Source organism: Rhizobium sp. WYCCWR10014 (assembly GCF_001657485.1).
Classification (GTDB): Bacteria; Pseudomonadota; Alphaproteobacteria; order Rhizobiales; family Rhizobiaceae; genus Rhizobium.
In genome coordinates, this window is sequence record NZ_LXFU01000026.1 from 1 (window position 1) to 19,789 (window position 19,789).

Below are 19,789 nucleotides of genomic sequence, written 5' to 3' on the forward strand. Positions count from 1 at the left end.
GAAAGGGATGTCGCATCTCAGGGAATCAGCAAAGGGATACAGCCCATTCCGGACACGGCGGTTGCCAAGCCAGTGGAGAAACCGCAGCCACTCGCAGCCCGCACCATCGCCGATAACAGTCCTGCGCACCAAGACCGCAGCCAAGATGAACGCCGCGTGCTCATTGCGGCCGTGAAGACCTATACGATGAGCGTCGAAGAGGTTGGACGGTCAAAGGCAATGCCGGCATTCGAACGAGATTGGGAGGCGGCAAAGCAGCTTGCGCCGCAGGTGTTCAAAGACGCGCCGGCGGCCATGGACGTGTTGCGCGGCCGGATCCTGGATGAGAATGCAGATCCGGTCGCGCTCGCCAACCAACTCAGCACTTTGCCCGAGACGATCGGTGCGCTCGCCGGCAAGGCAGGCCTGTTCGGAGACAACGCCGATCGCAAACACGCGCTCTCCCGGATCGATGCGCTGGCGTCGCATGTTCGCCAATCCGCCAAGACCTGGCAACGTCGCCTCGCGGCCGAATGCGGCTCGGAACGCTGGAAGCGGGAAAAGCAGGACGTGGTCGAGATTCTGGGCCCGAGCCGCCAGAGCGAGGCGCTGCTGCGAAAGCTCGACGATCTCGCCCATACCGACAAGGCAAAGTTCGTCGAGCAACTGGCGGGGACACCGGAGGGGCGTCGAGCGCTTGCCGAGGCAAAGGACATCGCCAGCGCGATCGAAACGCGCTTCGGTCGCGCCGATCCCTCAGATCTCGCGGATCAGCTGAAGCGAGTGGGGCCTGATCAGGCTGGGGACGTCGGGCGTATCCGCCAGGTTGCTCGCCTTGCCGATCGTAGTCATCGTGCCGAGCTCACGCAGCAGATGGAGTTGCAGCGCTCACTGAAGCGCGGCAAGTCCTTGGGGCTTGGGATGTAGACGTCTTGGCTCGGACCAGGAATTTCGAGGAGGCACAGATTGGCGATAGACCGCTTCCGGTGTCTCGGAAAAGTCGCGCCAGACCTTGTCGCGGCGGCGAGCTCCTTGAGGCCTCGACCAAAGGCTCCGATTGTCAGCCACCCGTCGTGGCCGCTCGCGCGTAGCGCCTTGAAGGTCTCCGCCCAGGGAATGTTGCCGCGTCCAGGTACGCCGCGGTCGTTCTCCGAATGTGTGGACATGCACGATGCGGTCACTGTTTCGCGTGAACGCGCCGATTGGATCTGTCTCTTCGATTTTGCTGTGGAACGTGTCGTACATAGCGCGGATATGCGGATGTCCGACCGCGTCGATAAGGGCCGCAAGATCGTCCATCGTGTTGAACAGGTAGCATTCGAAGCGATTCAGCGCCTCAAGCCCGATCGTTACGCCGTGCTTTGCTGCATGATCACCGATCACGTGTTGTGAGGAAACCGAGCGCTTGAGTTCCGCCGCGCTCGGTCCGCTTCCCGAAAATTTGCCGAGCGTCGAATGCCGCAGGCCGCTCAGCATCGTCGCGCCGAGCGCATCGCTGCTGTCGATTGCCCATTTCACGTAGTCGATGCCGCGTCTGCGGTGCGCTCGCTCAGCGCATAGCCGAAGGCTTTGCTCTTGGCGGGCTATGTGGTAGGAGCGGGCCATGACATCATTGATCGATTTCGATTGCCAAGGCTGCGGAGCCTGCTGCTCCTATTCGCCGACCTGGCCCAGATTTTCCACGGAAACCGACGCTGCTCTCGATTTGCTGCCAGCGCATTTCGTAGCCGCGAACCAGCAAGGAATGCGTTGCGACGGTGCGCGCTGCTCCGCATTGGTCGGTCGCGTCGGTTCAGAGACATCCTGTCAAGTGTACGATCTTCGGCCTGACGTCTGCCGCGCCTGCGTCCCAGGGGATGACGCTTGCTTGACCGCGCGCGCGTTCTTCGGGCTCGGTAAGCCAAGTTTGCCGCCCAATCACATCGATGCGGAACTGCCAATCAACTGAGGCGAGGTTCCATCCGGCTCCTCTTCGCCTGTCGACTTTACTCCAGCGATTGTCGTCCGAAAGTCCAGCCGAAGGTAAGGCCCGGTGGAGTCATCCGATGTGGACTATCTGCCTAGTAGCGCGACAAGCGATATCGGCATTTCGACCGCGAAAAAATCCATTGCCGTACCGATAATCATCACCCACACGACTATCAGGAAAATGAGCGCTGCAATCCTGATGTCTACAGGCTGCATTATGTGCGCCGTCCCAGCATATGCGTCCCCCCGAGACAAAATCCTGTTATCCTCGTGCAAATTCCCTATGGCGACGGATGATGCGCAACGGTCGAGAGCGTGGCCGCGTGCGGCGCCGAACTCTTGGCTATATCGAAACTGATGTCACTTTGACCGATTAAGTCGCCGGACATACCTCTGTCGCTGCGTTCGAGATGATGGCCGTCAAGGAAGGAGCGGTAGGCATCTGCGATGCCCACTTTCAGACCTATCTTGGGAGACCAGCCGAGAGTGCGAAGCTTGTCGACGCTCAAGAGTTTACGTGGCGTGCCATCTGGCTTGGTGAGGTCGCGCGTGATCTTGCCTTTGAAACCAACGATCTTGGAGACGAGGTGTGTCAATTCGAGGATGGTAATATCTTCGCCGCAACCTACGTTCACATGACTTTCGGCGGAGTAGGTCTTCATGAGATGGAGGCAGGCGTCGGCGCAATCGTCAACATGCAGGAATTCGCGCCGCGGCGTGCCACTTCCCCAGATGCATATCGCTTGTTGCTGGTTGATCTTGGCCTCATGCGCCTTGCGTATGAGCGCCGGCATGACATGGCTTGACCCGAGGTCAAAATTGTCGCCTGGACCATAAAGATTGGTAGGCATGGCCGAGATGAAATCTCTACCGTGCTGTTTGCGATAGGCTTGGCAGAGCTTTAATCCGGCAATTTTGGCGATTGCATACCATTCATTCGTGGGTTCAAGCGATCCAGCCAGAAGTGAGTCCTCAACGATCGGCTGATCGGCGAATTTTGGATAGATGCAAGACGAGCCCAGAAACATCAGTTTTTCGACGTCAGCTCTATGGGCTGCGTGTATGACGTTCGCTTCGAGAATCAAGTTGTCGTAGAGGAAGTCGGCCGGATAGGTAGCGTTCGCGAGAATACCGCCGACCCTCGCAGCAGCCAGGAAGACCGCGTCGGGACGATACTTACTCATCCAGGCCTCCACTTGGTCCTGTCGTCTGAGATCGACCTCGGCGCGGGTGGCCGTCAAAATGTCGCAGCCCTCGGAAGCGAGACGCCGCACGATCGCAGAGCCCACCATGCCGCGGTGGCCCGCGACATAGACCCTCTTTCCAGCAAGGCTGTAGATCATCTCAGGCATAGGCTAAACCTTTGGTTACACCGACCGACGGAACATTTCGTGCCATGAGTTTCAGATCTTCGCGGACCATCTCCGCAATCAGCTGATCAAGACTGGTCTCATGTTTCCAGCCAAGCTTCGTGTGCGCCTTCGTCGCATCGCCAATCAGAAGATCAACTTCAGTCGGACGGAAGTAAGCTGGATCGATCTCCACCACACACCGACCGGATGTCTTATCGTATCCCTTTTCCTCAACCCCGTTTCCACGCCAATCAATCGGCATGCCCACCTTGGCAAAGGCCTTGTCAACAAAGGAGCGAACCGAGTGCGTTTCGCCGGTTGCAAGGACATAGTCCTCCGGTTCGTCCTGTTGCAGCATCAGCCACATGCCGCGGACATATTCTCGTGCATGTCCCCAGTCGCGCTTGGCATCCAAGTTGCCAAGATAGAGCTTTTCCTGCAATCCAAGATGAATTGCAGCCGCCGCCCGGGTGATTTTACGCGTCACGAATGTTTCGCCGCGGATCGGGCTTTCATGATTGAACAAAATGCCGTTCGAGGCGTGCATGCCATATGCCTCGCGATAATTGACGACAATCCAATAGGCGTAGAGCTTGGCCGCCGCGTAGGGTGATCGAGGGTAGAAAGGCGTCGTTTCGCTCTGCGGGACTTCCTGGACTTTGCCGTAGAGCTCTGAGGTGGACGCTTGATAGAAGCGGGTCTTCTTGGTCAGCCCCAGCAGCCGAATTGCTTCAAGTAGCCGAAGGGTGCCGGTTCCATCGGCGTTAGCCGTATATTCTGGCGTCTCGAAAGAGACCTGAACGTGGCTCTGTGCGGCGAGATTATAGATCTCGTCCGGCTGCGTTTCCTGAACGACGCGGATGAGGTTCGTTGAATCGGTCATGTCCCCGTAATGCAGAATAAAACGAGGATTTTCGACATGGGGATCCTCGTACAGATGCTCGATGCGACTGGTGTTGAAAGACGATGAGCGTCGCTTGAGGCCGTGAACAATATAGCCTTTCTCCAGGAGCAATTCGGCCAAATACGCACCGTCTTGACCTGTTATACCCGTAATCAGCGCAACCTTATTTTCGTTTTTCACTGCGGTCTCCGTAATTTATTTCGACGGAATCAGGCCGGCACGCTGTCGAACTCATGTGAACTCGTGGTACTTCCTCAGTGAGCTCGCAAACAGTTCTGAATCGCTGAAGTTGTACCTGGCGTGTTTGTTCGGATCGACGTTATTTATGGCAACGGCAATCTCTACATTGCGCGCGGTCTTCAGCTGATGCAGGCAAAACTCTACGGCGCGACGGCTCGTCTTTCCCCATTTTACGACCACTAGCGTTCGTTCTGCTAACGCTGTCAGATGCATGGTATCGGTCGAGGCGAGCACGGGCGCGCTGTCGAAGATGACGATTTGGCCCTGTGAGGCGGCCATTGCGACGATGTCAGCCACATCGGTGAAATGAACGCGCCGATGGAGACTGGCATTGCCAGCCGGGATGAAGTCGATACCGCTTGGATGGTGATGGATAATGTCTTGTAATCCGGCCAGTCCACTTAGGAATTCATTCAACCCCTGCTTTAGCTCTGATTTGAAAAACGAGTCGAGATTTCCGAGTCTGAGGTCGCCATCGACCAGCAGCACCGGAATTCCGTTGGCGGCGAGATCGATTGCCAGGGATCTGGCAACAAGCGACTTGCCTTCTCCGCTGTGCGCCGACGTCACGACAATAGTGTTTGGCAGTTTTCCGCCGTTGGATTGTTTGAGCGTTGTCATGACGGAGCGAATTGCTTCGTCAAACATCCCTCCTTGCATGCTCCCAAAGAGCATCGACGGATCTCTCTGGTCTTTCCGTTTCAGGTGCGGGATGAACCCGGCGGGTACGATGCGCGACATTCCGGCCATCTGGTCGAAGCTGCGGACTGAGTTGTCCAACATCTCGACCACGAAAGCGGCCGTTACCGCGATCGATATCGAAGCCAAAAGGGCGCCGATCAAATAGAAAAGCCGCCCGCGTCCCTGCGGCGCCAGCGGCACCGCGGCCGGTGACAAAACTTCCAGTTCCGCGCCCGGCAGCATGGCTTGCGCAGCCAGGCCACGGCGCTGCTCCTCGAGCTTGTCCAGCGCTGTCTGCTCCTTGTCAGCCATGTGCTGGAGTCGGGCCAACTCCGTTTGCGCCAGGGCGGAGCGAGCGCGTTTCTCATGAGCAGCGGCTAATGCCGACCGGACCGCGTCGTCCTCGTGATCGAGCGCCGCAAGTTTGGTGCGTATCGATTGGAGATATCGATCGGTCGCAAGGCTGAGATCGGTGCGAGATTTAAGGATCTTGGCCCGCGTGTCGACCACGGCTTCGGCCGTGTTGCCATATGTCTCGAGAAGGCGCTCGAGATCTTGCTCCTGCGCACGAAGCTCGCGTTGCATTGCGCCAATGCTGTCGGGAATGACCATATTCTGCAGGACAAGCGAGGGGTCGTCGGTCGCTTCGAGCGCAGATATCGTTGCTCTCGCTTCAGCGCGGCTTTGCTCGATTTTTGTCCGCCGCTCGCCCAGCTCCATTATCGACTTGATCTGTTCAACCTGAGCGTCGTCATTTGAGACGACGTCCGTGGTTTCCTGATATTCGTCGGCGGCATCGCGTGCTGCCTTGGCCCGCCCCATCTGTTCGTCGATGCGCAGCAGAATCCATTCTTCTGCTGCATCCACTCGACCACGCAGACTGTCTTTCCGCTCTTCGAGGTAGATGCTGATGAGCCGGTTCGGGACCGAAGCGGCCAGTTCGGGGTCGCTCGCATCGAAACCGATCTGAATGACGTCACCTTGGCCATCGCGCCAAACCCGTAGGGCCTTGTAGTACTTTGGGATTATCGGCTCGATGCTGTCCCGTATCGGTAAGGAGGGTTTTTCACTATCGACCCAACCGCGCAGCATTGATCGGATCTTGTCGATAGGCGAGACTTCTTGCAGCGCCGGATTGAATTCCGGCCATTCATCGAGCCGCAGGTCGCGGATTACCCGCTCTGCGATGCTTCTGGAAAGAAGCCGTTCGGTCTCAGATGTGGCGTCCAGCGGATCGGCGCGGCCGGACTCGTCGGTGCCGAGCTTTGTCGCCAGAGGCGTGTGGATGATCAGCCGGGACTCGGCATGATAAGTCGGCTTCAATCCAGAAATCACGGTTGCGGCAACGGTCATAAGCAGCATGATGATGGCCATTATCATGACCACCCGTCGCCGGATAAGGCGCAGGCCTGAAGTCAGATCAAGGTCGTCCGAACGAGTCTCTACCTGAAGCCGGGGATCGTAGCGCATCGACGAGAGCGAGGTGTTGCGGTCTGGCGGCACAGTTGAAATAGTCATCGTTCACCAGCCGTCGTTTGAGGTTGCGCGGAGATCGTGTCGTAGAGTTTGACCAGCGATCGCATGTAGGCCTTCATACTGAAATTGTTGAGATAATGAGCGCGGGCCTTGGCCGATAGATGGTTGCGGACTTCCGGATCGGTGACGAGTTTGGCCAGCGCCGCAGCCAAGGCATCCTTGTCTCCGACGGGTACGAAGACGCCGGTTTCACCGTCGGAGATGACTTCGCCATGCGCGCCGACGCGCGTGGTGACGACGGCGAGACCATGGGAAAGCCCTTCGACCACAGCCATTGCCAAGCCCTCGGCATGCGAAGGTAGGACCAGGATATCTGCCCGTGTACACAAGGCTTGCGCCTCGTCGGCGCCTAGCCAGCCCGGCATTTTCACCAGATCTGAAAGCCCCATGGCGGCAGCCTGGCGCCGGTAGTCTTCGACTGGTCCGTCACCCGCCAGCACGGCTCGCCACCGGAGCTCTTTCATGACCGGATGACTTAAGGCAAGCAAAAGCTCCTGAACGCCTTTGCGTTCGCTAAGCCGGCCGAGAAATATGATCAACGGCATCTCGCCGACATGAACATTACGCGGCCCGGGGTCGGGAACACAATTGCCGATGACGACGACGCGGCGCTCTTCCACGCCGAGAAGCGTCGTTAGCGTCATGCGGTCGCGCTGGCCCAGTGCCACAACCTGGTCAGCATTTTGGAACATCCTGCGTATAAGCTTTTGTAGACGTGGCGAGCGTGAGGCAAAGTCGCTCGCGTAGTCGTAGTCGTGCAGGTGCAATATGTGAGAGCATCCGAGGAGACGGGCAGCCTCGGTCAGGATCAGTTTTCTTGCAGTGCTGCCGCGACCCGCGACATGAATATGGTGAATGCGTGCCGGAGCAATTATCCGGTCCTTCGCCATCATCAAGACAGAGCCGAGCAGGCGCACAGGCGACGCAACAGAGGACCACCGAGGCCCTCTGGTGTCGGTGACAAGGTGTGTTTCGCCGGCGTCCTTCGCGGCGTTCGATATATAGCCGACGAGCCTGCCAATTCCGCCACCGTTTTCGCAACCACCAGGGACGTAGTGGCGGACGGTTGCTGCTGCGTTCCGCGTCGCTACCCGATTCCCATCCGTGAGCGTGTTCATCAGCATGCCCCGATCACCTTATCATAAACGGCCGCAGCCTGTGCTCCGACCTGTTGAGGCGAATTCGGACCTGTAGCCCATGCGAGCGCGTTGATCCCGAAGCTACTTCTGAGCTCGCTGTTTTCCGCCAGTGTCCGTATGGCTATCGCGAGCTGTTCCACATTCCCGGGTGGAACCACCATTCCCAGTCCGTTTGGCAGAACGGTGGCTCGCAACTCGCCGACATCAGTCACGATAACCGGTTTGCCAAACGCCGCGGCAAGATTGAGGACGCCGCTTTGAGAGGCTTCCGTATAGGGAAGGACAACGATGTCGGCATCCAGAAAGAGCTGGGCGACCTCCATATCCTCGATAAAGCGGTTGCGAATATCATAGCGGACGGCGTCCCCCATAAGGGGCTGGAAGATCCACGGATCATCGCCGCGGCCTGCCACCGTGATGCGTAGATTGGGGAGCAGGTCCTTGAGCATCGCCTCGGCACGGATCAGATGCTCCAATCCCTTGTAAGCAAAAATCCGTCCGAAAAGCAGAACGCGCAAAGTTCCATCTGCGCCGCGCCGCGCCATATTGTGCCGCCGAGCGAGCTCCGCGTAGCGATGAATGGCGGGATGCGACAGGACATGGACACAATCAGGCGATTTTGAATATCGCTCGAGGACCATTTGTTTCAGCCCTTCGCCATGGACGACGACATGACCCGATTGCCGCACCATCAATTGGGGAGCCCAGGCGGGCAGCGTGCGGGTGTCGGAATCGCCGGGATGCACTTCCACGTCATGGACGGTGGTCACGATCGGGATCGGGCGCCAGAACGGCGCGGCAAGGTTCAACCAGAGCGTCGAGTTGCTCAGAAGGTGAATGACGTTCGGCCGCTCCTGCCGGATAAGACGTGTGAGTTGATGCAGGAACCAGGGATTGGAGAGCGAGCGGTGCCTTGGCCAGTCCATGAGGTGCAGATCGACAGCCGGATCGATCCATGAAGCAAGGTGTGCGTAGCGCCGGCGCGGAACCGCTAGGACGACGTGCGCATGTCGCGCAACGCCGCTAGCGAAGGAGATGGTGTAGTCTTCCAGTTCGGAAACCAGCAGCAGCGCCTTCATCCCGCTGACTCCGACACGCCGACGTCCTGACCAAGTCGAGGCAAGTCGTAGGCTGTGCGCAATGCATCGCGCGTCCGCCTCAGCAAGTTTGGTTCTCCGGCGAAAAAGAGCCCTTCCACAGCGAGGCTGAACCGGGTGCGTGTATCGGCGCCCTGCAGCCTGGCTGAGGCCACCCGGTACGGATAGTGATCAGTCAGACGCAGCCTTCCCGCCAGATCATGCGCGGAAAGAAACCGGTTCGTCGCTTCAACGGTCGCCTGCCAATGGGCCATCCGCTTTCGCAGCATGGCGGCGTCATCGACTGGCCGATACCAATTATTGTTGTGAATCCGATAGAACCCGAGTGGATCCGACAAGGCGACAACGCTCCCCAGAAATGGATAGATGCCTGTGAGCCAGGCATCGGCAGACATGCGGAACTGCTCGGGAATATCCCCTGCAGCATTCCACGCGCTACGTCTTACAGCGATGGCTGATGTCATCGGGAAGGGCCACCAACCAGCCGATCTGGCGAGCCGTGGCGGCAAATTTCCTGAACACAGGGTCCGAGGGATTGGCCTGAAGGCTGGTGAGCCATCGGTCTGCGTTGGCTGAAGTCGGTGATAAACAAGCGATGCCTGAGGATTGCAGTGGAAAGCAGCGGCTGTTGCCGACAGCTTGCCTGGCGCCCACCAGTCATCGGCATCGAGAAAACAGAGGATGTCGCCACTGCTTAACTTCACAGCAGCATTTATGGCGGCGGCCTGTCCCTGGTTCTCCTGGAAGAGCACCTTCACCCGCTTGTCATAGCCGTCGAGAACAGAGCGCGATTGGTCGCTTGAGCCGTCGTCGACGACGATTATCTCGACATTGGACGCCCGTTGGCTCAGGGCGCTGTCAATTGCCCGGGCAACGAAGCGACCGTAGTTGTAGTTATTGATGAGGACGCTGATTGTAGGCCGCTCCATGACATCCCTCAAGCGCGTCGCTGGGCGACACGTCGGTGCGCCGGAGTTGCGAACGCTCGCGCAGTTGGCAGCGCGAATTGATGGAAGGAGTTCTGCTCGATCAGGATTTCGCCTTGAGCCGGTAGGATCACCGCCGACAACGCCGCAACGCGTGACGCTCCTCTTATATAATGTACAAAACCAGGACCATGACGCAGAACCATTGCAATCCCAACCCTTCTAAGCGTCACCTGCCAACAGCCGGCTGCGCCAGAATTATTGCCTCACTTCACCGGAAACTGCGGCTCAGTGCGACGTGCTTCGCGGTATGCTTTCATCGTCAAGCTATCGGTGATTGGTCACGGGTGACATCTCCTCTTATGGGCAATGTCGTAGGTTCCAGCACCAACTTTTGGGGGAGGGGTAGACCGTAAGCATAATCCAAACAACGTCCTTGGATGATGGGTATGGACGTTAGGCTTAGCCCCGCCTTCGTTTGCGTTGGTTGACCGGGGATGTGGCGGGATGATTGTTGGTCAGCAGGCAGCGCTGCTATGAAAGGGGACCCATGTCTTTCCAGATTGCCGCGATCAACAGCCTCTCATCAGTCCAAGCAAGTCGGGACGGGTAATGAGAGCGTATACGCTTAGAATAGCGAATGGGCCGACTGTCAGTTGGCGGGCAATAGAGTGCTGGGGCGCAGGCCTATGCGTTTTTCTTCAGACAGGCGCGCTTTTCCCGCTCATGTTGGCGGATGCCGACGGAGGCCTTAGCGGTCATGCCAGGTCTATATTGCGTCTGCTTTGTCTACCCGTATACGGGTTTACGTTGCTGATCCTGGCACGAAATTTTCCGCAATTCATCACAGCACTTAAGCGAAATTGGTTTGTCCCGCTGATGGTCGCCATGCCCTTCGTGTCTGTCTTCTGGTCGGTTGGCCCGTCGACGACTTTCAGGCGTGCCATCGGCCTGCTCTTCACTGTACTTCTGGCTTATGTGTTGGCGATACGCTTTACGCCGAGGCAGTTGCTTCTCATCGCATTTGCCACGTTCGGAACATGTATCGTCCTCAGCCTGTTGCTTCTTGTGGTGTCGCCTGGGCTCGCTCGCATGCCCACGGACAGCGCGGTGCGCGGCATATTCATCCACAAGAACAGCCTTGGTTGGTACGCCGGCATGATGATACTCGTGTCGACCGCCGTATTAATGGACGGCAATCGAGGCTTGCGGCGAACCGCTTTGATCTTGCTGATCGCGGGCGGGGCTTGTCTCTTCCTTTCCGGTTCGATGACCGCGACAATTGCAACGGTGTCCGCATATTGTCTGATCGGGTTCTACTCCATGTTGCAGCGGATCCGTGGCATCGGTCGCATCGTCTTCATCCTGTTTTTTGTTCAAATGTTCGTCGGGATCCTCCTTTTGCTTCACGAATTCCTGGTCCCATTCCTTGAGGCGCTTGGCAAGGATGCCACTTTGACGGGCCGAGTGCCTTTGTGGGAGTTGGTCGATGGGCAGATCGCCGATCATCTGCTGCTCGGCTTCGGCTACCAAGCGTTTTGGACAGAGGCGAATCCCGAAGCCTGGATTATCTGGTCAAAGATCCAATGGATGGCTCCCCACGCCCATAATGGATTCCGAGATACGCTGCTGAGTTTCGGAATAAGCGGAATGACTTTGTTCGTTCTGATGCTTTTGCAGGCACTCCGCCAAGGGGCGGCCCTCCAATGCGCGGACCCGCCTTATGGCTGGCTCTGGCTGAACGTCTTCACGGTTGTGGTTTTGGTGATGAACCTGACCGAGACGATCTTCCTGATCCAGAATGACGCGATTTTCATTCTGTTCACAACAGCCATCCTCATGTTCTCTCTTTACAAGCCTGTTGTTGTTTCGACGGCTCCCAGCCGCCAACTGCGAGCACCGGCCCGCGGCCCAACGGCGGAGCTGCAAATCTCATGAGGCACCGCTTCGCACCGATCTTGGGCATTTTGCTTGCGATGCTCTTTCCGCAGCCGAGCAAGCTGGCCTCGGTGAGCCCGGATGCAGACTCTCCCGACAGATTGCGGACGGCGGTCAGGGAGGCAACCTGCGCCGAAGCTTCGCCGGCGACCTTTTCGGACAAGCTGAAGGGGACTTCACTGAGCAACATATTGACCGGAGCATCCGCGGCCCGGGCAGTATTCTATGTCTCTCCTGATGGCAAAGACACCTGGAGTGGCCAGCTTCCTAAAGCAAATTCTCGGCGTACAGACGGTCCTTTTGCCAGTATTGAAAGAGCGCGGGATGCTGCGCGCCAGAAGGGCGGCCAGAATACGATCGCAATGGGCAATGGGGATTACTATCTTGCTGAACCGATAGTCTTCGATGCTCGCGATGCCGGCCTGATCATCGCGGCGAGATGCAACGAGGCGCCGGTTCTGCACGGCGGCCCGATTGTGCGCAATTGGACGGCGCAGGCCGATGGCCGCTGGAAGGCGTCACTAAAGCTGCCTGCGGGCCGGGATGTGGGCGATCTTTTCGTCAGCGGCGCGCGCCAGACGCAGGCTCGCTTTCCCAACGCTCCACTCGATGGAGACCCACGCAAAGGATGGCTTTTCGCGGCCAAGTGCACGCAGGACGACGATCTATGGCATGGTAACACTCGCTTTTGTTTCCATGCCGGCGATCTTCCGATCTCAAAAAATGCAGCAGGCCTTGTCGCCCACATCGTCGGTGGTTTTCATCCCGGCAGCCAGTGGGGCAGTGACACCCTCCCAGTGGTTTCAATCGACACCGCGAACCGGGCGATAAATACCCAAGGCACCGGCTATTTCTTCACCGCAGAAGGCAGCCGCTATTTTTTGACCGGGGCGGCGGCGCTGCTCGATGCGCCCGGGGAGTGGTGGTACGACCGCACCAAAGGTCAACTCGATTATATCCCGACCGATGGACTACCAACAAGTTCTACGGCTGTGGTCGGCATTCTGCCGACCTTCCTCAGGCTGGATGGAGCCGACGGGATGGTTGTATCGGGGCTCCAGTTTCGGGATGGGGATCCGCGGGGCAGCGGCAAGTTCGGTACCGATACCAGAAGCTTTGGGGCCATACGGCTCGATCACTCGGACGGTGTTCGGCTGCTCGGCAACTCCATCGACAATGTCGGCGTCGGCATCCATGTTTCCGAGAGCAAAGATGTCTTGATTGCCGGCAACGTAATTGGAGATGTGGCTGGCAACGGGATTTACGTTGGAACGACCTATGGCAGCTTCGGCAAATCCGACGGTGCCATAATCCTGTCGAACCATATTCATGACATCGGAAGGGTTTACTTTGAAACCGCGGGGATATGGTTCCAGGCGACCGACAGTATCAGGATCGCTCATAACCTGGTCGAGAATACTGCGCAGTTCGGTATTGCCGGCGGCTCACTGTGGGGTGCACAAGACGCAGTTCATGACGCAGTCATCGAACATAACGAGATCCGCAATGCCAATCAGCAGACGGCAGATGGCGGTGCCATCAAGCTAATGGGCGAGCAGGCAGACCTCCTGAACAGCAGCATCCGCTACAATCTGGTCACCGGGACAGGTCAACTTATGAATAGGGTCGATGGGACGTTTTGGCCTTTCGGATATGAAAATATCAATGAATGGCCCACTCCTATCAGTTGGGCGATCTACACCGATGGCAAGGCCAGTGGTGTGCGCATCGAAGGAAATACGCTCTCGGACAACATATCGGCGATCGGCATCAACGGCGGCTGGAGCAACTTGGTGACGGGAAACGTCATCACGCACGGATCGGGAGCGGCTTTTCGCATTGATGACGGTACGGGCAGGGGTTGGCGTCCGCCATGGGCACGTCCTAATCGTGTCGAGAGCAATATCGTGTCGATCGACAGCAGCAACGGGATTGCAGCGTATGTCTACGCTCCAGACCATGGGCCTGGATACGTGCAGTTCGCGAATAATCGCTACACCGGCAATTTGAACGACAAGAGCTTCCGAATACATCCTAGAATCATGCCTTCGGGAGAATTTGGCAGTTTACAGGATCTTCAGAAGGCTGGGGCGGACACCGAAAGCGTCGTCGCGCGGCCCGAGTAACAAAAGGGCGCGGCGACGAGCAGTGTTCCTGCGGCGACAACGCCCACTAGACTAGATAACGACCTCTACAAGTATGTGCGTCAAAATCAGGACCTGGGGCGTGGTGAAGATTGGTGGTTGGGGATTCCCGGCTGGAGCAACTGAGATTGAACACTGACTTTTGGAGATGGAGCGTATCAGGGGCTTTGTGCCGGGTGGGACCAAAGGCAAACGCGGGTCCCCCGGCGATTTAGACGATCCAGGGCAAAGGCATCTCCTGACCTGCACGGGTGGCATCACCGTGCAATGTGGCCGGGAATGTCACGCCGGCAAGAGGAGCCTGGAAAAGCGCGTAGTGCGGCAGCCCGCCGCCAGAAGGCGACGGGCCGGCCAAGTCAGACTAGCAGGAAGTCTTTGAAGTGAAGTGCTGCGGAATTATCGAGATCCGCAACATGGACGGCCGCGCCCGCTGCGCTTCCATCCGCGTCATAGGATAGAATGCCGCTCTTCTGATCGTAGATCAGCTTGTCATCAGCCTCGAGCGCTTTTGTTCCGAGAACGAAATTCTCGTCCGAAAATTGGGACAGGCTGAGCGAGGCGAAAATCGAATGATCGAGCATCAGCTTGTCGCCAGCCGCGGAGGAGAAATCCCGGATATGGTCGATGCTGATATTGTCGGGCTTCACATTGAAGACGAAGGTATCGCCGCCGCCGCCACCGGTCAGAATGTCTGCGCCGGCCTTTCCGAGCAGCTTGTCGTTGCCGAGTCCGCCGTTCAGCTTGTCCGCACCAGCGCCACCATCGAGAACGTTGCTGCCGCTATTTCCGGTCAGCACGTCGTTGTAGCTGGAGCCAGTCAAGTTTTCGATGCTGACGAACTTGTCACCGGCGGCATGGCCGCCCGTTGCGGCTCCAGTCGCCAAGTTGACGTTGACCCCGCCGGAGCCCGCATAGCCGGCCGTGTCGTTGTCGGCACCACCATTGAGGATGTCCCCGCCGGCGCCGCCGGTGAGCTTGTCCGCGCCAGCTCCGCCATTGAGAACGTTACTGCCGCCATTGCCGCCGGTCAGCACGTCGTTGTAGCTGGAGCCAGTCAAGTTTTCGACGCTGGCGATCTTGTCACCGGTGGCCTGCCCGCCCGATGCGGCCTTGGTCGCCAAATTGACGCTGACCGCGCCGGAGCCTGCATAGCTGGCCGTGTCGTTGCCACTACCACCGTCGAGCACGTCTGCGCCGGCGCCGCCCTTCAACACGTCGCTACCGCCGAGACCCTTGAAGGTTTCGTTGCCGCCGTTGGACTGACCGGTGTGTGGCAGGATGTCGTTGCCGCTGGTGCCGATGAACGCCTTCGTCGGCGTGGTTGGCGTTCCCGGTTGTGTCGGTGTGGTTGGCGTCCCCGGTTGCGTCGGCGTGGTTGGCGTCCCCGGATTCGTCGGCGTAGTTGGCGTTCCCGGTGCTGCGCTGGAGCTCGATTCGTAGGCACCGACATCGACAGTTCCAACGACGCGGGCGTGGCCGTCTAGATCGACCGAGCTGACGCCGTACTTGCTGGTTCCGTGGTCGATCGCCGCCGAGCCGGAGCCGAGGTGGAAGTTGTCGCTCGCTGCACCCGAGAATTTCGGGTCGACGCCGAGCTGGTTGCCGTTCGCCGCGCTCGGCATCGCGTTGCCGCCGTCGGTCTTGACCGAAGCCTGGCCGGCCGTGCCGTTGTAGGTGATGTTGTTGGCCCAGACGACGTTAGTGTTCTTGTAGCTGTCGGTCGACGTGTTATCGATCGCGGTGTTGTTCTTGTTCAGCGATGGGTCCGCCACGGCGATGTTGTTGACCCAGGTGTTGTTGCTCGACGCCGAATTGCTGAGCTCGCCGCGCCAGGTGCCGCTGTTCTGTGGGTCCTGATTGTTGTGGTATGCGGTGTTGTTTTTCACCGTGACGGAGTCGCTCCAGGTAACCTGGATGCCTTTGCCGCCGTTCTCGTAGACAAGGTTGTTCTCGACCAGGGTCTTGAAAGTGTAGTTCGGATGACCGCTCGTCTGCGTGCTCTGGAAATCGTCGATGATGATGCCGTTGCCATCGGTGTGCGCACCCGACTTCGTGACGTTGTCATGCGAGATGTTGTTGCGCACGATCGTCCGGTAGCCGTCCGTCGAAGTATCGCCAGTGATGTTCCGGTTCTGGTAGATCGAGATACCGGAGAACCAGCCCGTCGATGCGTTATTGTAGGTCTCGTTCCCTTCGATTTTGATGAAGTCCGACTGGTTGAACTGGATGCCGGACTCGCCGCTACCGTGGACCTTGTTGTTGAGAACTGAGATGTGGTGGGCGTTGTTCGCTTCAATGCCGTCGCCTTTGGCGCCGCCGATGTCAAAGCCGTCGATTGTCACGTAGTTGGCGTTGACACTGATCGCGTTCCACGAGCCCGCGGGCGGCCGGATCAGGGCCCCGCCGGGCACTTCCGAGCGCAGCGTGATGTCGGCTGCCGCCGAGCCGTCTTTGTCGATGTTGATAGCTTCGTTGTAAGTCCCTGCCTTCACCACGACCTCGTCGCCGGGTCTAAGGTTCGCCGACATCGCCTCGCCGATCGTGCGGAATGGAGAGGAGGCACTGCCGTTACCCCCGTTGCTGCCAGTCGTTGCTACGTAGTATGTTGTCATGGTCTTGTTCCTCAACCCCCGCCCGTTAATATCTGTGGTTAATCCTGCGTTACGGCGGCAGGTTATAGGGCGACATTTTGGAGGGTGCAACAGCAACGCAACAGTAAGTGCTTGAGAAGCATAGCCTTATTGCTGCCACAATATCCGAATCGATCCAAAGTTACGTTTTGAAATATTTGGTGAATTTAGAGTCGCCCAAAATGTGGCAGTATTAATATCTCGCTCTCCGCGAGTTATTCTTTCTGCAACCAGAGCGTCATGCATCCATTGAAAACTTTAGAAAAACCTGATGGGCTTGGCTGGATTGCTCCCGCCAAATGCGGAATCGACATTTTTTTCAGAATTCGACAATTTTGGGCAGTATCGCCTTACGATTGGTGCTGATCGAGATGGCAATGTGAGGTCGACCGAAGCGATTCGACCAACCCATCGCCCAGCATTTCAAGCGCCACCGCTTTCCCGCCGAGATCATCGGGCATGTGCATGACTACACTTTCCGTTTCCGCTGGGCCTGCCTTATGTCGACGATCTGCTTGGCGAGCGCGGTATCGATGTCTCGTTCCAGGCCGTGTCTGAGTGGGCGACCAAGTTAGGCCGCTGGGCGAGACCTCGGATCGGTGGCGCTTAGATCGGTAGTCGAGAAAGTCGCTCTCTATGGAATCCAACTTGCTCCGTCGGCTGACCCGGCTTGGATCGATCCGGTGGGCAAGATGCATGCACCATATTCATCTCATAAGCGGGCCGCCCCGCAGGGTCCCTGGTTTTTCTCGCCGCGTTGTAAAGAAGCATATCGATGGTTGCCGTAGACTATGAGTTGCCCTGGTCGCAGTGAACGGATGGGGACAACTGTTTAACTCGGATGGCAACGGTGATGGCCGCCGCTTCGATCTTGCTCTGCATCCGGCAGTCAAGGTGGAAGATCCAAGGTAGCGGACGCTCCGCCTTCCTAGATGTTTGATCCCGGATTTGATGGTGCAATCTTCTCGCGAGCCTGGAGAGATTCGCTATGGGACAAATTCTACATGGGAGCGCCCGCACGACAGAGGCGGTCCGACGAGCGATACCGCATAGTCAAGAGAGCTTGAGAGCACTTTCGAAGCGCTACGGGACCAATCAGAAGACGGTCGCCAAGTGGAAGAAACGGACTTCGATCGCCGATCTTCCGACTGGGCCGAAAGAGCTGAAGTCCACCGTTCTGTCGACCGAAGATGAAGCGATCATCATCGCCTTCCGCCGGCATACGCTGTTGCCGCTAGACGACTGCCTCTACAGTCTGCAGGCGACGATTCCTCACCTTACACGATCGTCGTTGCATCGATGCCTTCAGCGACATGGCATCAGTCGCCTGATTGATATCGACGGTGACAAGCCGGCGAAGAAGGAATTCAAGGCCTACCCTATCGGCTACTTTCACATCGTGCCCAGGTCCAGACTGCCGAAGGCAAGCTCCAACTCTTCGTTGCCAGTGATCGGACATCCAAATTCGCTTTCGCCCACCTCGAGGAAAGCGCCAACATCCATACCGCTGCAGCTTTCCTGAAGGCCCTGGTCGAGGCCGTACCCTACAAAATTCATACCGTCCTGACGGGCAACGGCATCCAGTTTTGCGATCTGCCTTCTCGCCGCAATGGACCCACGGCAAGGCTGCGCATCCATATGTTCGATCGTACATGCCGAACACATGGCATCGAACACCGACTTACCAAACCCAATCACCCCTGGACCAACGGTCAGGTCGAAAGAATGAACCGGACAATCAAGGAAGCCACCGTCAAACGCTATCATTACGACAGTCACGACCAACTCACCCGGCATCTCACCGACTTCCTCGCCGCCTACAATTTCGGCCGCCGCTTGAAGACCCTCAAAGGCCTCACGCCATACGAATTCATCTGTAGACGATGGACTTCAGAGCCGAAAAACTTCAGCCTCAACCCAATCCATCAATTCCGGGGACTAAACACCTAGAGCGTGGGGACGATTTAACTATTTGAGCTTGCGGCGAGCCTGACGAACCCCATGAAGTTCACGCGCAGTTTGTCGTATCGGGTTGCGACGCTCCAAACTGCTTGAGCTTGCCGAAGGAGCGCTCCATGCGATTGCGCTCCCTGTAGAGGTCTGCGTCGTAGGCGCACGGGGCTTTTCGGTTGCGGTCTGGCGGGCTGACGAGCTGCGTTCGGCTTTGCCGAGGTCAAACCGCTCTTTCCGGACAGCACTCATCAAAAAGAGCAACCTGGCAAGCAGTGGGGGTACATAGCCTTACTTCGAATATGTAATCTATCTCGGCGTAAGACGTAGAAACTGAAGTCTCTTCTACGTCCAATAGTTAGAGCCGCAAGTATGGAGGCAATCGTCTTGGCAGCATATTCTAATGACAGGTTAGATCGCGAAAGCGTAGGTCATGAGAAAGCAATCAGCAGACAGAAGCCAAGATTCAGTTCTCAATCAAACGAGTTCTTTGGAATGGATCAATGTCCTTGGCGTTCGTATTTCGGCAGTTAATCTCAAAAGTGCGACTGGCTTTATTCAAAAAGCGATCGAAGACGGCAGGAAGGAATATGTGTGCGTTCGCGACGCGCACGGTGTCGTCCGATGTCAAGATGATCCCCAACTCCGGTCGATACATAACCGTGCGTTTCTCGTGACACCCGACGGCATGCCGTTGGTATGGGCATTGAAACATGCCGGTCATGCCGAAAGCGACAGGGTCTATGGACCGGATCTTATGTTATCCGTTTTCGATTCCGGCAGCTCCAAGGGCTTGCGCCATTTCCTCTATGGCGCAACGGCCGAAACGCTCGAACAACTGCAGGCGCGCCTTCTTGCCAAATTTCCCCAAGCACGGATCGTCGGCTCCTATGCGCCACCTTTTCGCAAACTGTCGACGCGGGAGGAAACGGAGATTGCTGATCGGCTCAATCGGTCGGGCGCGGATGTCATCTGGGTCGGGCTGAGCAGTCCCAAGCAGGAACTCTGGATGGCGCGCATGCGCGATCGTCTGGAAGCATCGATGCTCATCGGTGTCGGAGCCGCATTCGATTTCCACGCCGGCCTCAAGCGGCAGGCTCCAAGGTTCATTCAAAGAAGCGGCTTCGAATGGGCGTTTCGTCTTTTATGCGAGCCGCGACGGCTGTGGCGGCGCTATGCGCTCGTCGTACCGACCTTCATCTCACTGACGGCATTCCAGAGACTGGGGCTTCGGAAGTTTCCGATCGAAGACGCGGTTTTTGGACCAAGTGCGCCAAAAGAAGCAGCTGCAAAGGTGTAAAGCCA

General features: G+C 57.7%; 12 protein-coding genes and 4 pseudogenes. 7 read left to right on the forward strand and 9 right to left on the reverse strand.

The genetic code is table 11. The annotated features are described in order from the left end of the window. On the forward strand, positions 1–906 hold a 906-nt coding region (locus A6U98_RS06410; protein ID WP_197496351.1), incomplete at its 5' end, for a BID domain-containing protein. Here the strand turns inward: A6U98_RS06410 and A6U98_RS35485 are convergent. Then, positions 868–1,533: pseudogene (locus tag A6U98_RS35485) on the reverse strand (sugar phosphate isomerase/epimerase family protein); the annotation flags it as partial. The gene A6U98_RS06410 and the pseudogene A6U98_RS35485 overlap by 39 nt on opposite strands. Before the next feature lie 49 nt (positions 1,534–1,582). Between A6U98_RS35485 and A6U98_RS35490 the strand changes: the two are divergent. Further along, entirely contained in the window at positions 1,583–1,927 is a 345-nt protein-coding gene (locus tag A6U98_RS35490; protein ID WP_082933849.1) for a YkgJ family cysteine cluster protein, read from the forward strand. Positions 1,928–2,228: 301 nt separating this feature from the next. Here A6U98_RS35490 and A6U98_RS06420 read toward each other — a convergent pair whose 3' ends face one another. From A6U98_RS06420 to A6U98_RS06445, 6 genes are read right to left on the reverse strand one after another with little or no spacing between them, the layout of a single operon-like run. Then, positions 2,229–3,299: a GDP-L-fucose synthase gene (locus tag A6U98_RS06420; RefSeq protein ID WP_064648723.1), complete on the reverse strand. Its 1,071-nt coding sequence runs from the start codon at positions 3,297–3,299 to the stop codon at positions 2,229–2,231. Beyond that, the gene (gene gmd, locus A6U98_RS06425) at positions 3,292–4,383 is read right to left on the reverse strand and encodes a GDP-mannose 4,6-dehydratase (RefSeq protein WP_064648725.1); all 1,092 of its coding nucleotides are present in this window, start codon (positions 4,381–4,383) and stop codon (positions 3,292–3,294) included. The genes A6U98_RS06420 and gmd overlap by 8 nt, the downstream gene beginning before the upstream one ends. Positions 4,384–4,434: 51 nt before the next feature. Then, on the reverse strand, positions 4,435–6,642 hold the full coding sequence (locus tag A6U98_RS06430; protein WP_064648727.1) for a polysaccharide biosynthesis tyrosine autokinase: 2,208 nt from the start codon (positions 6,640–6,642) through the stop codon (positions 4,435–4,437). Next, positions 6,639–7,784, reverse strand: a complete 1,146-nt coding sequence (locus tag A6U98_RS06435; protein WP_064648728.1) for a glycosyltransferase family 4 protein — start codon at positions 7,782–7,784, stop codon at positions 6,639–6,641. The genes A6U98_RS06430 and A6U98_RS06435 overlap by 4 nt, the downstream gene beginning before the upstream one ends. Further along, positions 7,778–8,878, reverse strand: coding sequence for a glycosyltransferase family 4 protein (locus A6U98_RS06440; RefSeq protein ID WP_064648730.1), 1,101 nt, complete (start codon positions 8,876–8,878; stop codon positions 7,778–7,780). The genes A6U98_RS06435 and A6U98_RS06440 overlap by 7 nt, the downstream gene beginning before the upstream one ends. Then, positions 8,875–9,825 (reverse strand): glycosyltransferase, encoded by a 951-nt coding sequence (locus tag A6U98_RS06445; RefSeq protein ID WP_064648732.1) that lies wholly within the window; start codon positions 9,823–9,825, stop codon positions 8,875–8,877. Before A6U98_RS06445 ends, A6U98_RS06440 begins: the two co-directional genes overlap by 4 nt. A 609-nt stretch (positions 9,826–10,434) precedes the next feature. Between A6U98_RS06445 and A6U98_RS06450 the strand changes: the two genes are divergently transcribed. After that, positions 10,435–11,760 carry an O-antigen ligase family protein gene (locus A6U98_RS06450; protein WP_064648734.1) on the forward strand — a complete coding sequence of 442 codons (1,326 nt, stop codon included), beginning with the start codon at positions 10,435–10,437 and terminating at the stop codon, positions 11,758–11,760. Next, positions 11,757–13,886, forward strand: coding sequence for a right-handed parallel beta-helix repeat-containing protein (locus tag A6U98_RS06455; RefSeq protein WP_064648736.1), 2,130 nt, complete (start codon positions 11,757–11,759; stop codon positions 13,884–13,886). The genes A6U98_RS06450 and A6U98_RS06455 overlap by 4 nt, the downstream gene beginning before the upstream one ends. A 374-nt stretch (positions 13,887–14,260) precedes the next feature. Here the strand turns inward: A6U98_RS06455 and A6U98_RS06460 are convergent, their stop codons facing one another. Further along, positions 14,261–16,516 carry a choice-of-anchor Q domain-containing protein gene (locus A6U98_RS06460; RefSeq protein WP_064648738.1) on the reverse strand — a complete coding sequence of 752 codons (2,256 nt, stop codon included), beginning with the start codon at positions 16,514–16,516 and terminating at the stop codon, positions 14,261–14,263. Positions 16,517–16,944: 428 nt separating this feature from the next. On the opposite strand from A6U98_RS06460, the pseudogene A6U98_RS37495 reads away from it, so the two are divergent. Next, positions 16,945–17,111: pseudogene (locus A6U98_RS37495) on the forward strand (IS6 family transposase); the annotation flags it as partial. A 411-nt stretch (positions 17,112–17,522) separates the two neighbouring features. Continuing rightward, positions 17,523–18,484: pseudogene (locus A6U98_RS35505) on the forward strand (IS481 family transposase). Positions 18,485–18,498: 14 nt separating this feature from the next. On the opposite strand, the pseudogene A6U98_RS37500 reads toward A6U98_RS35505, so the two are convergent. After that, positions 18,499–18,683 (reverse strand): annotated as a pseudogene (locus A6U98_RS37500) (transposase); the annotation flags it as partial. Positions 18,684–18,917: 234 nt separating this feature from the next. Between A6U98_RS37500 and A6U98_RS06470 the strand changes: the two are divergent. Continuing rightward, on the forward strand, positions 18,918–19,784 hold the full coding sequence (locus tag A6U98_RS06470; protein ID WP_064648742.1) for a WecB/TagA/CpsF family glycosyltransferase: 867 nt from the start codon (positions 18,918–18,920) through the stop codon (positions 19,782–19,784). Positions 19,785–19,789: the final 5 nt, after the last annotated feature.

Excerpts from the sequence above, each read along its gene's own strand:
- A6U98_RS06455 (WP_064648736.1), top strand. The coding sequence starts at position 11,757 with ATGAGGCACCGCTTCGCACCGATCTTGGGCATTTTGCTTGCGATGCTC.
- A6U98_RS06470 (WP_064648742.1), top strand. The coding sequence starts at position 18,918 with ATGAGAAAGCAATCAGCAGACAGAAGCCAAGATTCAGTTCTCAATCAA.
- A6U98_RS06420 (WP_064648723.1), bottom strand. The coding sequence starts at position 3,299 with ATGCCTGAGATGATCTACAGCCTTGCTGGAAAGAGGGTCTATGTCGCG.
- A6U98_RS06445 (WP_064648732.1), bottom strand. The coding sequence starts at position 9,825 with ATGGAGCGGCCTACAATCAGCGTCCTCATCAATAACTACAACTACGGT.
- A6U98_RS06435 (WP_064648728.1), bottom strand. The coding sequence starts at position 7,784 with ATGCTGATGAACACGCTCACGGATGGGAATCGGGTAGCGACGCGGAAC.
- A6U98_RS06450 (WP_064648734.1), top strand. The coding sequence starts at position 10,435 with ATGAGAGCGTATACGCTTAGAATAGCGAATGGGCCGACTGTCAGTTGG.
- A6U98_RS06460 (WP_064648738.1), bottom strand. The coding sequence starts at position 16,516 with ATGACAACATACTACGTAGCAACGACTGGCAGCAACGGGGGTAACGGC.
- A6U98_RS35490 (WP_082933849.1), top strand. The coding sequence starts at position 1,583 with ATGACATCATTGATCGATTTCGATTGCCAAGGCTGCGGAGCCTGCTGC.
- A6U98_RS06440 (WP_064648730.1), bottom strand. The coding sequence starts at position 8,878 with ATGAAGGCGCTGCTGCTGGTTTCCGAACTGGAAGACTACACCATCTCC.
- A6U98_RS06430 (WP_064648727.1), bottom strand. The coding sequence starts at position 6,642 with ATGACTATTTCAACTGTGCCGCCAGACCGCAACACCTCGCTCTCGTCG.